The 13030-nt window shown below is 65.3% G+C and carries 11 protein-coding genes; 2 read left to right on the top strand and 9 right to left on the bottom strand.

The features are described 5' to 3' along the window. Nucleotides 1-124: 124 nt before the first annotated feature. The 5 genes from dalD to EL249_RS02365 all read right to left on the bottom strand — a co-directional run bounded on the left by dalD (nucleotide 125) and on the right by EL249_RS02365 (nucleotide 6585). A complete protein-coding gene (gene dalD, locus EL249_RS02385; protein WP_005674577.1) occupies nucleotides 125-1537 on the bottom strand; it encodes a D-arabinitol 4-dehydrogenase in 1413 nt (470 codons plus the stop codon). A gap of 135 nt (nucleotides 1538-1672) precedes the next feature. Continuing rightward, nucleotides 1673-1945: a hypothetical protein gene (locus EL249_RS02380; protein ID WP_005674578.1), complete on the bottom strand. Its 273-nt coding sequence runs from the start codon at nucleotides 1943-1945 to the stop codon at nucleotides 1673-1675. Between the two features lie 2 nt (nucleotides 1946-1947). Then, a complete protein-coding gene (locus EL249_RS02375) occupies nucleotides 1948-3399 on the bottom strand; it encodes a YeiH family protein (protein WP_005674579.1) in 1452 nt (483 codons plus the stop codon). Nucleotides 3400-3516: 117 nt separating this feature from the next. After that, nucleotides 3517-4836 carry an MFS transporter gene (locus tag EL249_RS02370; RefSeq protein WP_005674580.1) on the bottom strand — a complete coding sequence of 440 codons (1320 nt, stop codon included), beginning with the start codon at nucleotides 4834-4836 and terminating at the stop codon, nucleotides 3517-3519. Between the two features lie 105 nt (nucleotides 4837-4941). Further along, nucleotides 4942-6585: a lactate permease LctP family transporter gene (locus EL249_RS02365; protein ID WP_005674581.1), complete on the bottom strand. Its 1644-nt coding sequence runs from the start codon at nucleotides 6583-6585 to the stop codon at nucleotides 4942-4944. Nucleotides 6586-6948: 363 nt separating this feature from the next. Between EL249_RS02365 and EL249_RS02360 the strand changes: the two genes are divergently transcribed. Continuing rightward, nucleotides 6949-7764 carry a TlpA disulfide reductase family protein gene (locus tag EL249_RS02360; RefSeq protein ID WP_005674582.1) on the top strand — a complete coding sequence of 272 codons (816 nt, stop codon included), beginning with the start codon at nucleotides 6949-6951 and terminating at the stop codon, nucleotides 7762-7764. 126 nt (nucleotides 7765-7890) lie between these two features. Here the strand turns inward: EL249_RS02360 and tcyL are convergent, their stop codons facing one another. From tcyL to selD, 3 genes are read right to left on the bottom strand one after another with little or no spacing between them, the layout of a single operon-like run. Next, a complete protein-coding gene (gene tcyL, locus EL249_RS02355; RefSeq protein ID WP_005674585.1) occupies nucleotides 7891-8565 on the bottom strand; it encodes a cystine ABC transporter permease in 675 nt (224 codons plus the stop codon). A gap of 13 nt (nucleotides 8566-8578) precedes the next feature. Beyond that, complete coding sequence (gene tcyJ, locus EL249_RS02350; RefSeq protein WP_005674586.1) at nucleotides 8579-9391, bottom strand: cystine ABC transporter substrate-binding protein; 813 nt, start codon at nucleotides 9389-9391, stop codon at nucleotides 8579-8581. 30 nt (nucleotides 9392-9421) lie between these two features. Continuing rightward, the gene (gene selD / locus EL249_RS02345; protein ID WP_005674587.1) at nucleotides 9422-10480 is read right to left on the bottom strand and encodes a selenide, water dikinase SelD; all 1059 of its coding nucleotides are present in this window, start codon (nucleotides 10478-10480) and stop codon (nucleotides 9422-9424) included. A 229-nt stretch (nucleotides 10481-10709) separates the two neighbouring features. On the opposite strand from selD, the gene EL249_RS02340 reads away from it, so the two are divergent. Then, on the top strand, nucleotides 10710-11939 hold the full coding sequence (locus EL249_RS02340) for a peptidase associated/transthyretin-like domain-containing protein (protein ID WP_126348054.1): 1230 nt from the start codon (nucleotides 10710-10712) through the stop codon (nucleotides 11937-11939). Here the strand turns inward: EL249_RS02340 and EL249_RS02335 are convergent. Further along, the gene (locus EL249_RS02335; protein WP_040530137.1) at nucleotides 11868-12779 is read right to left on the bottom strand and encodes a bestrophin family protein; all 912 of its coding nucleotides are present in this window, start codon (nucleotides 12777-12779) and stop codon (nucleotides 11868-11870) included. The two genes, EL249_RS02340 and EL249_RS02335, sit on opposite strands and share 72 nt — an antisense overlap. Nucleotides 12780-13030 lie beyond the last annotated feature (251 nt).

Genomic DNA, 13030 nt, shown 5'->3' with positions numbered 1-13030 from the left:
AACCGGCTCCCGGGAAATGACCGGGGCCGGTTTCTTCAGGCTTGCAAATCAGCAGACTGTCGAAAAGAAGGCAGTCTGTCGGCTGCGCGCCATGCGGCACACCATGGTGCGTTCTGTCTGGGTATCAGCCTGGAATCACATCCTTCTGGACACGTGCCAATGCCTTGCGCACGGCAGCTTCCAGGCGGGCGTCGCCGGCCAGTTCCTGCCACAGCACGCGGTCGGCACACAGGGCCTTCACCGGGTCTTCAGCCTGCACGATGGCGTGCGCCGCCTTCGGGTCCATGCTCTGGTCGTGGTACTGGAAGGGCAGTTTCTCTGCATGCCAGCGCTTCAGGAACTCCAGGAAGAGGGCGGGCAGCACCGCCACCGAATCGATGCTCTCGTTGCGGGCCAGCCGGTCGCGGATGGTGGGCAGGATGAAGCCCGGGATCTTCGAGAAGCTGTCGGCGGTGACGCGCTGGTTGGTGTCACGGATGGCATCGTTGCCGAAGCGCTCCAGCACCATGTCGCGGTAGGCCGGCAGATCGACGGGATTCTCGGGGCCCGACAGGCAGGGAATCACGTCGTCGGTGGCGTAGTCGTAGGCCAGCTTGCGCACCACCGCATCACGGGCCCCTTCATGGATGTACGCGTGCCCGCGCAGTGTTCCGCCCCAGGCAATGCAGCTGTGGGTGGCATTGAGCAGACGGATCTTCGCTTCCTCGTAGGGATCAACGGAGGCAACCAGTTCGGCGCCTACCTTTTCCCAGGCAGGGCGGCCGGCAGCGAAATTGTCCTCGATGACCCATTGCAGATAGCTCTCGGAGCCCAGCGCGGCGTTGTCGTCGCGTCCGGTGGCGGCCTTGACGCGTGCCTTCAGCTCGGCCGGCGGACGTGGCGTGATGCGGTCGACCATGGCGTTGGGGAAGCGCACGTTGGCATCGATCCAGGTCAGGATGTCGGTGTCACCGATCTTCTGGGCGAAGTCCCGCAGGCCACCCCGCACCCGATCACCGTTGTGGCGCAGGTTGTCGCAGTTCTGCAGCGTGATGGGGCCGCCACCGGCCTGCTTGCGGGCGCGCAGCAGCGTGATGAGGGCGCCGTACAGCGTCTGGCCCGGTTCGCCTTTCTTCACGCGCTCCAGGTCGGCCTTCAGGTCGGGGAAGCTGGTGTCCAGATCGCCGTTTTCCAGCAGGTAGTAGCCGGCTTCGGTGACGGTGAAGGAGATGATGCGGGTGATCGGATCGGTGGCCAGTTCGGTGATGGTCTTCAGGCTGGCATCGTAGGGAATCACCTGGTCGATGGCCGTGATCCAGTGGTATTCCACCTTGCCGTGCGGATCGATGGTTTCCAGCGTGAAATTGCCGTCCTGGGCGGCCAGGGCCTCCAGCAGCGGGTTGGCGTCGGGACGGATGTTGGTGCCGGCCAGCTGCCAGCCGGTCTCGCCCTGATCCTTCAGGCGCTGCAGGTAGACCACTTGGTGGGCGCGGTGGAAGTTGCTGAGCCCCAGGTGCAGGATGCGGCCGATGATGGGTCGGGAGGTGGATGCGGTCATGATGCGGCTCCTCGTTCAAGGCGATGGAATCTCGGACAGCAGCGTGTCAGGCAGCGCGATGCGTCGCGCCAGTTTAACCATATGACACGAATGGAACGGCCTATACCTGAGCCGCCGTCAAGGCCAATCTCAGCGTTACAGGCAGCCCCAGGCGCGCTGGAATTCCATCCGGATCTGGAACTCGTGGTCGGCAAAGCCCAGCTCCTGCAGATGGTGCTTGATGTCCTGGGCGTCGATGTCGTGCGAGGTGGCGCGCCAGCGGGGCTTCTGGCTGGCCTTGCGGCCGGTCTGCTCGGTGTCGATGGCAAACCCCTGGGCCAGCAGCGCGGCCTGCAGCAGCAGGTCGCGGTGGCCCTCATGAGTGGCGCTGTTGACGGTGGTGCGCAGGTTGACGAGCGTGGTGTTCATGATCAGAGCGCGTTCCAGAAGTCGGCAAACACGTGGACCGACAGGAAGTAGCCCACCGGCACGTTGATGGCCACGCCCACGGCAAAGGCCAGGAAGGGCTTGATGCCGACGGCTGTCAGTTCCCGGAAACGCGTGGTCAGGCCGATGGCCAGGAAGGTGAGGGTGAAGAACCAGCCGCGCAGCGACTTGAGCGTACCCAGCACATCCTTGCTGTAGGCGGTGGCCTGGGCGCCGTCCAGCAGCGTGAGTGCTGCCGTGGTCAGCAGTGAGGCCACGAAGAATCCCAGAATGAATTTCGGGAAGCGCCGCCAGATCTCGCGACGGTCGATGCGCTCGGCGCTGTCGCGTGACTGACGTTCCCACACCGTGACCGACAGGATGGCCACCAGGAAGGCCCAGACGCCCACGAACATGTCACGGCCCACCACCTTCATCAGCGTGAAGGCCTGCACGGCCGATTCGTGGCCGATGGCTTCGGCGGCGGCAAAGCCGGCAGCATCGGCGAATTCCGAGGTGCCGATCCAGGCGCCGGCGATGCCGGGTTCAAGACCCAGCACACGGGCCGCCGAGGGCAGGATGAAGATCATGGCCACGGCCCAGACGATGACGAGCGAGATGGCTACCGAGACGTGCTGGGGACGGGCACGGCAGGCGCCGCCGATGGCAATGGCGCCGGAGACGCCGCAGATAGATCCGCCGGCCGCCAGGGTGGCACCGAAACGGCGATCCAGCCCGAAGAGTCGGGTCGCGGCGAAATAGATGCTGCCGAAGGTGATGAAGGAGACGATGAGCGCCTGGCTGATGGCGGCCGGGCCGGCCTGCAGGATGATCGTGAAGGGCAGGGTGGCACCCATCAGCACGATGCCGGTCTTGACGAAGTATTCGGTGCGCAATGCCTCGTGCAGCCAGGCGGGAAGACGAACGGTGTTGCCGATGGCCAGGCCGACGAAGAGAGCCACCAGCGGGCCTTCCAGCTGGGCAGCCTTGAACCAGGTGTTGCTGGCCAGCAGCGTGACCAGCACGGCCAGCCCATACAGCGCCAGCAGGCCCTTGCCGAATTTCGTGACGTTGTAGCCGATGCGGGCGGCGCCGATGGACAGCGGTACCAGCAGCAGCGCGTACAGGTAGATGAGCGAGGGCAGCGCCTTGCCGAGGGCGGCCAGACCTTCGCCGGGCGTGCGCCAGCTGCCGAACTTCACGGTGACGAGCCTGAGCGCACCGGATTCGCCGGCCAGCAGCGCCAGACTGGCCAGCGCCACCATGCCCAGGCCGATGAAGATGGCCCAGCCGTCTTCCTGACGGTACCAGGGCGGACGCGCTGCCGGCGGCTGCGTGTCGGCGGGTGCCGGGTTGCGCTGGATGGGCGTATATGATTCGCGACCGAATCGTGTCTGGCTGCCCCGGGATCCCGGGGCGTCGATGGCCAGCGAAGAGGACAGGGTATGGGGTTGCATGATGTTGTCCCTGGGGGTGCGATGGCAGGGACGTTACCGGCGCGCCGTACCGGTATCAATGTGCGTTTTTGTAGTTAGGCGCTGCCCTCATGCCGTCATGCGCGGCATGCATGAGCGTCAGTCGCTGATGTCTTCCAGCGAGCGGCCGCGGGTCTCTTCGCCCAGCACCAGAATGGTCACGACCACGGCCAGCAGCACGGCGGTGAACATGCCGAAGATGTGGGCGAAGCCGTTGGCGCCGCCCACCAGTGCGGCCACCGCCAGTGGTGCCACGATGCCGCCGATGCGGCCGATCGCGCCTGCCCAGCCGGAGCCGAAGGCCCGGAATCGAACCGGGTACAGCTCGGGGGTGTAGGTGTACAGCACGCCCCAGGCCCCCAGATTGAAGAAGGACATGAGGGACCCCCACAGCAGGATGGCGGTGGGGGTGGTGGCCTGGCCGAAGAACCAGGCGCATGCGGCGCAGGCGAACAGGAACGAGGCCAGCGTGGCCTTGCGGCCGATCCGTTCCACGAGCACGGCCGCCGAGAAATAGCCGGGCAGCTGGGCCAGGATCATCACCAGCATGTACTCGAAGGTCTTGACCACGGTGTGTCCCTGCTCCACCAGCAGCTTGGGCAGCCAGGTGAAGATGCCGTAGTACGAGAACACGATGCCGAACCAGATCAGCCACAGCATGAGGGTGCGGCGGGCAAAGGGCGGCTTCCAGAGCTGTCCGAAACGGATGGGCTCATGGGTGGCGGTGGCGGCCACGACAGCTTCTGCCACGACGGGCAGGCCGGCCTGGGCTTCAAGGCGCGAGACCAGGGCGTGGGCCTCGTCCACCCGGCCCCGGGCCAGCAGGTAGGGCACGGATTCAGGCAGCTTTTTCCAGACCCAGAGGGCGTAGAAGATGGGCAGCGCACCGATCCAGAATGCACTGTGCCAGCCGAAGTGCGGAATGAAGCCCCACGAGGCCAGCGCGGCGGCCAGCCAGCCCAGGCCCCAGAAACTTTCCAGCAGCACGATCAGCCGGCCGCGCACTGCGGGGGGCGCAAATTCGCTGACCAGCGAGACGGCCACCGGCAGCTGGCCACCCAGTCCGAAGCCCACCCAGAATCGGCAGAACAGCAGGACGGGCAGGCTGGGCGAAAGCGCGCACAGGCCGGTGGCGATACTGTAGAGCACCATGGTGCCCACGAAGACATTGCGGCGGCCGAAGCGGTCAGCGGCCCAGCCGCTGGCCACGGCGCCTAGCGCCATGCCCACGAAGGCGACACTGACGATCCACCCCGACTGTGCCGGCGTGAGCTGCCACTGCTGACTGAGCGTGGGCAGCACGAAGGACACGAGGCCCGTGTCCATGGCGTCGAACAGCCAGCCGACGCCGATGAGCCCCAGAAGCGTGTAGTGAAAGCGCCCCGTGGGCAGGCGATACAGGCGGGTGAGGATATCCATGGGGCGGTCGAGGATGAGGGATGATGCAGTCTGATAGAGGATACAGCGACTGCATCATCCCTCATGGCCTCGGGGGCGTGTCAGGCTCCCCGAGGCGTGGGAGGGTCATTTCTGGAAGAAATGCAGGGACCAGGGCAGCACATACGCCTGCAGCACCGTGAGCAGACCCACGAAGACGCAGAAGATGAGGCTGTGCTTGACCGTGAAGCGGAACAGGTTGGATTCCTTGCCTTCCAGACCCACCGAGGCGCAGGCGATGGCGATGGACTGCGGCGAGATCATCTTGCCGGTGACGCCACCCGTGGTGTTGGCCGCCACGGTGAGTTCAGGCGTGACGCCGATCTGGTGTGCCGTGCTGGCCTGCAGCGAGCCGAACAGGGCGTTGGCCGAGGTGTCGGAGCCGGTGAGGAAGACGCCGATCCAGCCCAGGAAGGGCGAGAAGAACGGGAAGGCCGCACCGGTTCCGGCCAGCACCAGGGCCAGCGTGGACGACAGGCCCGAGTAGTTGGCCACGAAGGCAAAGCCCAGCACCAGGCCGATGGAGAGGATGGACAGGCGCAGTTCGAGCAGCGTCTCGAAGAAGGTCTTGATGACGTGCGGGATGCGCATGTGCAGCAGGGCGGCCGAGATGAGGGCGGCCAGCAGGATGGAGGTGCCGACGGCGCCGAGCAGGTTCAGCTTGAATTCTGCGGCGTAGGCCGTGGGCTCGGCCACGATCGGGGCAGCCTTCATGACCAGGTTGTGCAGGCCGGGCCACTGGATCTTGATGGTGGCTGCGTCGAGCACGTTCTGCAGGCCCTTCAGCGTCCAGAGACTGACGCAGACGGTGAGGATGGCGAACGGCGACCAGGCCTTCAGGATCTGGCCGGTGGTGTATTCGGCCTCATGGCGCTTCGTGGGTTTCTTCATGCCGTCGAAGGTGAAGATCTCCTCGGGCTGCCACTTCTTCAGGAACAGTGACAGGCAGACCAGGCTGACCAGCGCGGAGGTGACATCGGGCAGTTCGGGGCCGATGAAGTTGGCGGTGAGGAACTGGGTGACGGCAAACGAGACGCCTGCCACCAGCACGGCGGGCCAGGTCTGGCGGATGCCGCGCATGCCGTCCATCATGGCCACCAGCCAGAAGGGTACGATGATGGAGAGGATGGGCAGCTGACGACCGGCCACCTGACCGATGTGGTAGGGATCCAGCCCGGAAACCTTGCCGGCCACCAGGATGGGGATACCCATGGCGCCAAAGGCCACCGGAGCGGTATTGGCGATGAGGCACAGACCGGCGGCGTAGAGCGGGTTGAAGCCCAGGCCCACCAGCAGCGAGGCGGTGATGGCCACCGGCGCGCCAAAGCCTGCGGCGCCTTCCAGGAAGGCACCAAATGAAAAACCGACCAGCAGCATCTGCAGGCGCTGGTCTTCCGTGATGGAGATGACCGATGCGCGGATGATGTTGAACTGGCCGGTCTTGACGGTGATCTTGTAGAGGAATACCGCCGTGATGATGATCCAGGCAATGGGCCATAGACCGTAGGCAAAGCCGTAGAGTGCCGAGGAGATGGCCATGCCGGTGGGCATGCCAAAGGCGAAGATGGCCACGCCCAGCGCGATGAGCAGGGTGCAGAGGCCTGCCACGTAGCCTTTCATCTTCAGGACGGTGAGCGCGACAAAGAAGAAGATGATGGGTAGCAGCGCCACGGCGGCCGTCAGCATCAGGCTATCGCCGACGACCGAATAGTTCTGGATCCACGTTTCCATTGAAGGAATATCTCCGGGGTACGGGGTTGTGCGGCGTGGCGGGTGGGGCCGGTTGGGCCGTTTCCCGGGCCTGCGCCGTCAATGGGGCTGGAGTCGGAAACCTGCTGTCGGGCAGCGCATCCGGGCACGGGGATGGCTGCTCAGGCTGTCGTTCTCCCTGATTGGGGTGTCGCTAATTTACAGAAGCGATGGCAGGCGAGCAATGAAACCCGTTCATTCCCGATTCATGAAATTCCTTTATGAATCAATGGGTAAGATATTCCGTTCTGATGTTCAGGGTTATCCCTAGTCAGAAATCCGGGGCCTGCAGGAGCCGGGGCACGATGACTTCATGGATGGATCGCGCTGCTTCATAATCGCAGCATGCCTGCTGCTCTGAATCTCGGTCCCCTTTCGTTGCCACTCTCGGTCCTGGTGCCGATGGTGGCGGTCTTTCTTGGTCTCTGGCTGGGCAACCGCCAGGTGAAGCGACAGGGCACGGCGCCGGTGGAGCCGTTCTTCTGGCGCATCGTGTTCTGGGCGCTGGCGGTGGCGCGGCTGGCCTATGTGCTGCGCCACCATGAGGCCTACCTGGAAGATCCGTGGACGGCGCTGGACGTGCGCGATGGCGGCTTCGACCCATGGGCCGGGCTGGTGTGGGCCTGGTTGCTGGCCTGGCGATATGGCTGGCGGGGTTCGGCACCGCGTCGGCCGCTGCTGGCGGCCATGGTGGGCATGACGGTGATCGGCGTGGCGGGGCTTCTGGCGTTGCAGAACGCGGCGACGCGGGTGCAGCCGTTGCCGGCATTGCAGCTGCAGACGCTGGATGGGCAGGCAGTGCCGCTGCAGCGCTTCGGCAATGGGCGCCCGGCCATCGTGAACCTGTGGGCCACGTGGTGTCCGCACTGCGTGCGGGAAATGCCGGTGCTGGCCGAGGCACAGCGGCAGTATCCGGACCTGGACATCGTGTTCCTGGACCAGGGCGAGGACGGTGCGCGGGTGAGCCGCTTCCTGCAGCGGCGCGGGCTTGTGCTGGACAACGTGCTGCTGGATGCGAAAGGCGAGGTGGGCCGGCATTTCGGGCTGCGGGCGCTGCCGGCCACGCTGTTCTACGGCCGTGACGGGAGCCTGCAGGACATCCGCATCGGGGCGCTGTCCAAGGCGACGCTGCAGGAGCGCATCGAGCGGCTTCGGCGCTGAAGGTCGCAGCTCTGAAAGCGATAGGCACGGGCGCCATGCGCGCGCAGAGTGCCTGCAGCCCAAGGGGCACGCGGGCTGCGTCGTCTGTGTCAGTACGTTCTGTCTTCGTTTCGGTGGCTGGCCGTGTCAGCCGCCCGATTCCGGTGCTTCCGAGCGATTGGTGTGGCGCTCCAGCCGGGCCTGCAGGGCAGACAGGATGCTGGCGATGGCCCAGTAGATGAGGGCGGCGCTGATGTACATCGCAAACACCTCGAAGGTGCGGGCCGTGATGAGCTGGGACTGACGCAGCAGTTCCGGCACCTGGATGGTGGCGGCCAGCGAGGTGTCCTTGACCAGAGCGATGAAGCTGTTGCCCAGCGGGGGCAGGGCCGTGCGGGCGGCCTGGGGCACGATGATGCGGCGCAGGGTATGGCGGCGATTCATGCCCAGGCTGGCGGCGGCCTCCCACTGGCCGGCATCGATCTGGGCGATGGCGGCGCGCAGCGTCTCGCAGGTGTAGGCGGCCGTGTTGAGCGAGAACCCGATGATGGCGGCAGGCAGGGGATCGAGCTGCAGGCCGATCTCGGGCAGGCCGTAGTAGATGATGAAGAGCTGCACCAGCAGCGGCGTGCCACGAAAGAACGAGACGTAGAAGCGTACAAGCCACTGGATGGGACGGCGCGCATACAGCCGACCCAGGGCCAGCAGGAATCCCAGCAGCAGGCCGAAGAACATCCCGCCCAGGCTGAGCAGCACGGTGAAGCGCGCGCCGCTCAGCAGATCGGGCAGGGATTCGAGGACGAGAGACAGGGTTTCGGACATGCCGGGGGGCGGGTCAGCGTGCGTTGGTCACGTCGGTGTCGAACCACTTGTTGGACAGCTTGGTCAGGGTGCCGTCGGCACGCAGCTTCTCCAGCGCCTGGTCGATGGCCTGGTGCAGGCTTTCATCGGACTTGCGGGTGGGAATACCGGAGGTCTGGCGCGAGAAGGCCGGGCCGCCCAGGGCAAAGCGGTTCTTGCTCTGCTTGACCTGGTAGAGCGCGGCCAGCCGGTCCACCAGCACGGCATCCAGGCGGCCCACGGCCAGGTCCTGGTTCTTGGTGGGGTCGTCTTCGTAGGTGCGCACTTCAGCCGATGGCACGGTGCGACGGGCCCATTCCTCGTAGCTGGTGCCCAGACCCACGCCCACTTTCTTGCCGGCCAGCGCATTGGGGGATTGCAGCGTGTCAGCATCCTTCGTGCGGGTGACAGCCTGGATGCCCGAGACGGTGTAGGGCTGGCTGAAGCGGTATTTCTTCTGGCGTGCGTCGGTGATGGTGACCTGGTTGATGATCACGTCGATGCGGCCAGAGTCCAGGGCGGCCAGCAGGCCGTCCCACTTGGTGGGCTGGAACTGCGCCTTCACGCCCAGGGTCTCGGCCAGAGCATTGCCCAGGTCGATCTCGAAGCCGACGAACTGGCCTTTCTCGTCCTGGTAGTTGAAGGGCGGATAGGTGCCCTCGATGCCGATGCGCAGCGTGCCGCGTTGCTGGACGGCGTTCAGGGCGTCGTCGGCCGCATGGGCGGGTGTGGCGGCCAGCAGCGCACTGCTGGCCAGCAGGGTGGCGCCGACCGAAAGCAGACGGCGGCGCAGGGAGTCGGGTTTCATGATGAGGCCTACGGAAGGGATGGGGGGAAATCAGCGTACCTGCACGCGGCCCGGGCCGGCTTCCAGGTGTCCGATGGCGGTGGCCTGCTCGAAACCAAAGCGGTTGAAGCACTTCAGCACGTCGTTGGCGGCTTCGGGGGCACAGGCCACCAGCAGTCCGCCGGCCGTCTGCGGGTCGGTCAGCAGGTCCTGCAGGAAGGGCGGTGCATCGGGGGTCATGTCGACATCGGCGCCATAGGAAGCCCAGTTGCGGCCCGATGCACCCGTGCGAATGCCGGCCGATGCAAGCTCGATGACATCCTTCAGGAACGGCACGGCACGTCCGTTGATGCGGGCCGTCAGCCCTGAACCCCGGGCCATTTCCAGCGTGTGGCCCAGCAGGCCGAAGCCGGTGACATCGGTCATGGCATGCACACCGGGCAGCCGCGCCAGCTCGGGGCCGGGCCGGTTGAGCCGCGTGGTGGCGTCGATCATCGTGGCATAGTCGCTTTCGTCGAGCTGGCCTTTCTTGAGGGCGGCCGAATAGATGCCCACGCCCAGCGGCTTGCCGAGAATGAGGACGTCGCCTGCCTGGGCACCGCTGTTGCGCTTGAGATCCTTCGGATCGACCGTGCCGATGGCCACCAGGCCGTAGATGGGTTCCACCGAGTCGATGGAGTGGCCGCCCGCCAGGGGCACGCCGGCGTCACGGCAGACTGACTGACCGCCTTCCAGGATGCGGGCGATGACATCGTGCGGCAGCACGTTGATGGGCATGCCGACGACGGCCAGCGCCATGATGGGCTGCCCCCCCATGGCGTAGACATCAGACAGTGCGTTGGTGGCCGCAATCCGTCCGAAGTCGTAGGGGTCATCGACAATGGGCATGAAGAAATCGGTGGTGGCCACGATGGCCTGGTGCTCGTTGATGCGGTAGACGGCGGCATCATCGGCGGTCTCGGTGCCAACCAGCAGGTTGGGGAACAGCTGGGGCGGCACGCTGCTTCTGGCCAGCAGGTCAGTCAGCACGCCCGGGGCGATCTTGCAGCCGCAGCCGCCGCCGTGCGAGAGAGAGGTGAGGCGCGGGGTGTCGGGGGTGGAAGCGGTCATGGCATGTGTCCTGGTTGACAGGGGATATGCTCATTCTATAGCGGGTGCCTGGCGGAGGCGCGGGCCCCATCCGGATGTTCATGCGGACGGTCTGTCGGATGGGCGGGCACGGCCGTGACAGCGCTCTCTATTCTGGGTGTCTCTGGACTGTCCAGGCCTTCCGATCTGGTCATCAGACAGTCGTGAATGGATGTACCCCCTCAACTCCCGGACCGGGAAACGCCCAATCATGAAAGATATCCCTCATGTGCGATGTGTCGTTGCGGTGATGCTGGCCGCACTCTCGATGGCAGCCCATGGGAGTGACAGCAGCCAGGGGGCTGGCGCCAGGGCAAAAGAAAGGATGCACGCCTCAGGGCAGGCTCAGGCCGGGAGCGGTTCCTCCCCTGCGTCCCCGATCGAGATTGTCGATTCCCAAGGCGAAGAGACGCCTGATGGGGATCTGGAGCGGGAGTTTCTCCCGTCCGGTTATGCCCGGGTCGTGCGTGTGGATCCGTCGGATCTGGGGATGTCGGATGAGGATGCGGATGTGAGCAGGATCCGGATTCTGGAAGGGCAGGATCTGGTCGAGGATCTGGTGGCGCAGGGCGGAGAGATCCGGTTCATCACACCGGCGGATCCGGGGCAGACCCGAACGATCCGGATGCGAGCTGATGTGCCGGGGGTCAGGAAGGAGCTGAAGATTGAACTGGCCAGTCCGAGATTTCTGGGGGTGGCTGACATTACCGAGTTTGATGAAGCGGAGGGCAGGCCGGAGTATGTACCCTTGCTGGTGAAGGGGCTGGGGGCTGACAACAGTATTGGTACTGGGGATCTCGTTTTTGAGGTACCCGGAAGTATCAAGATCCACCCCGTGGCGTCAAATGCGCTTCTGGATGTCGATGGCCGGGGCACGATTGCTCTGAGAGGGCTCTGGACACCCCTTGAATCTGGGAGGGGATTCGTCCTCAGCCATGAGGCTCTGAAAGACGTGATTCAACGTCTGCCGGAAGGAGACATCAATCTCTCTGTCACTATCAATGGTGCAGGGAAAGACAGCGCCTTCAGCAGGCAATGGGCCTTCGTGGCCCATGTTCCGGTAGCCAGGATGGAAGGCCGGGTCATCGACACGAAGACGAAGGAGCCGGTGCGTGACCTGGTGGGCAGGAAGGTGGGCATTACCGGCATGGGCACGAACGGCACCCGGACGGTTGCGGTGGTCGATGGTGAGGGGCGCTTCTCCACCGACGGACTGTCGGCCGGGAACTACGTGGTGGAGCTGCTGGATAGCCGCGTGACCGGATTCACGAAGGCGGCCTTCACGGTGAAGCGTGACGATAAGAGCGTGCAGGTGGAGCTGCCCTATGTGGCGTCCGTGTACGCGCTTGCGAAAGCGCGCAGGACACGCTCAGATCAGAATGCTGTCGACGACTTCCGGCCGGGGGGTGCGGGGCGGTTCGTGGATCATCTCCAGCAGTGATGTTTCGACCTGATGGGAAAGCGCCTGCAGGGGCAGGTCGTTGGGGTCGCGGCCGAAGGGGTTTTCCAGTTCGGCGCCCAGGGCTTCCAGGGCCAGGAAGGTGTAGGCGATGAAGCAGACGATGACCGGGGTCATCAGGCCGATGCCGTCGAGCAGGCCGAAGGGCAGCCAGAAGCAGTACAGGTAGGCGCAGCGGTGGATGATGACCGAGTAGGGAAAGGGCAGCGGGGTGTCGGCGATGCGTTCGCAGCCGGACAGGGCGGTGCTCAGTTCATGCAGGTTGCGTTCGAAGGCGGTGGCGATGGGTGGGGTGACCTCCCCGGCCTTCAGGCGTTCGCCCAGCCATTCGCTGGCCAGCAGCAGGGCCATGGCGGGCCGGTGTTCGGCCTGCAGCACACGTCGGCTGTCGGCTTCGTCCAGGAACAGGTGGATGTCGGTGCTGGGGTCGGTGCGGGCCAGCTGGTGCTTCAGCAGGTGGGCGAAGGCGCACAGATGCAGGATCATCGGCCGGGCAAGCGGCCGGTTGCTGGACAGGGTGAGTGTCTGGCGGCCGAGTGATCGGGTGGCGGCCAGGACCTGTCCCCACAGGGTGCGGGCTTCCCAGTAGCGGGCGTAGCTGGTGCTGTTGCGAAAGCCCAGGAAGATGGCCAGCGACACGCCGATGAGGGAGAAGGGCACGAAGTTGAGCGAGACCTTCCAGTCCAGGATCTGGCCATGCAGTGCCGTGACCAGCGTGGCAAACAGCGTGATGATGATGAGCTGTGGGCTGATGGTGGGCAGGATGGAGCCGCGCAGCACGAAGAGCATGCGCAGCCAATGAGGGCGGGAGCGGACGATCATGGCGCAGGGGCAGGTCGGAGCAGGTCCGTGCTGGAGTCGTGTTCGCCTGGGGCGGTGGTCGCGCAGCGCTGCGCGGCGCTTGCCGGGGGCGAAGGGGAGGATTCTACGTGCCGCCGACAGGTGGCTGGGGCGTGGGCTGACGGAAGGCGACGCTGGCCGGCTTTCCCGTATGATTGTGGGATCACGGGCAAGGTGTTTGTGGGGTCTGACCGGTTGCGTGACCGCGGCTGGACGGTTTCCTGGCCTTGCCA

The sequence above is a fragment of the Lautropia mirabilis genome (assembly GCF_900637555.1).
Taxonomy (GTDB): Bacteria; Pseudomonadota; Gammaproteobacteria; order Burkholderiales; family Burkholderiaceae_E; genus Lautropia; species Lautropia mirabilis.
Note: the sequence above shows the minus strand (reverse complement) of the source record. Positions and strands in the feature narration are given on the sequence as shown.

What these genes read in the sequence shown, in the direction of transcription:
- dalD (WP_005674577.1), bottom strand. Translation starts at nt 1,537, where the DNA reads ATGACCGCATCCACCTCCCGACCCATCATCGGCCGCATCCTGCACCTG.
- EL249_RS02380 (WP_005674578.1), bottom strand. Translation starts at nt 1,945, where the DNA reads ATGAACACCACGCTCGTCAACCTGCGCACCACCGTCAACAGCGCCACT.
- EL249_RS02375 (WP_005674579.1), bottom strand. Translation starts at nt 3,399, where the DNA reads ATGCAACCCCATACCCTGTCCTCTTCGCTGGCCATCGACGCCCCGGGA.
- EL249_RS02370 (WP_005674580.1), bottom strand. Translation starts at nt 4,836, where the DNA reads ATGGATATCCTCACCCGCCTGTATCGCCTGCCCACGGGGCGCTTTCAC.
- EL249_RS02365 (WP_005674581.1), bottom strand. Translation starts at nt 6,585, where the DNA reads ATGGAAACGTGGATCCAGAACTATTCGGTCGTCGGCGATAGCCTGATG.
- EL249_RS02360 (WP_005674582.1), top strand. Translation starts at nt 6,949, where the DNA reads ATGCCTGCTGCTCTGAATCTCGGTCCCCTTTCGTTGCCACTCTCGGTC.
- tcyL (WP_005674585.1), bottom strand. Translation starts at nt 8,565, where the DNA reads ATGTCCGAAACCCTGTCTCTCGTCCTCGAATCCCTGCCCGATCTGCTG.
- tcyJ (WP_005674586.1), bottom strand. Translation starts at nt 9,391, where the DNA reads ATGAAACCCGACTCCCTGCGCCGCCGTCTGCTTTCGGTCGGCGCCACC.
- selD (WP_005674587.1), bottom strand. Translation starts at nt 10,480, where the DNA reads ATGACCGCTTCCACCCCCGACACCCCGCGCCTCACCTCTCTCTCGCAC.
- EL249_RS02340 (WP_126348054.1), top strand. Translation starts at nt 10,710, where the DNA reads ATGAAAGATATCCCTCATGTGCGATGTGTCGTTGCGGTGATGCTGGCC.
- EL249_RS02335 (WP_040530137.1), bottom strand. Translation starts at nt 12,779, where the DNA reads ATGATCGTCCGCTCCCGCCCTCATTGGCTGCGCATGCTCTTCGTGCTG.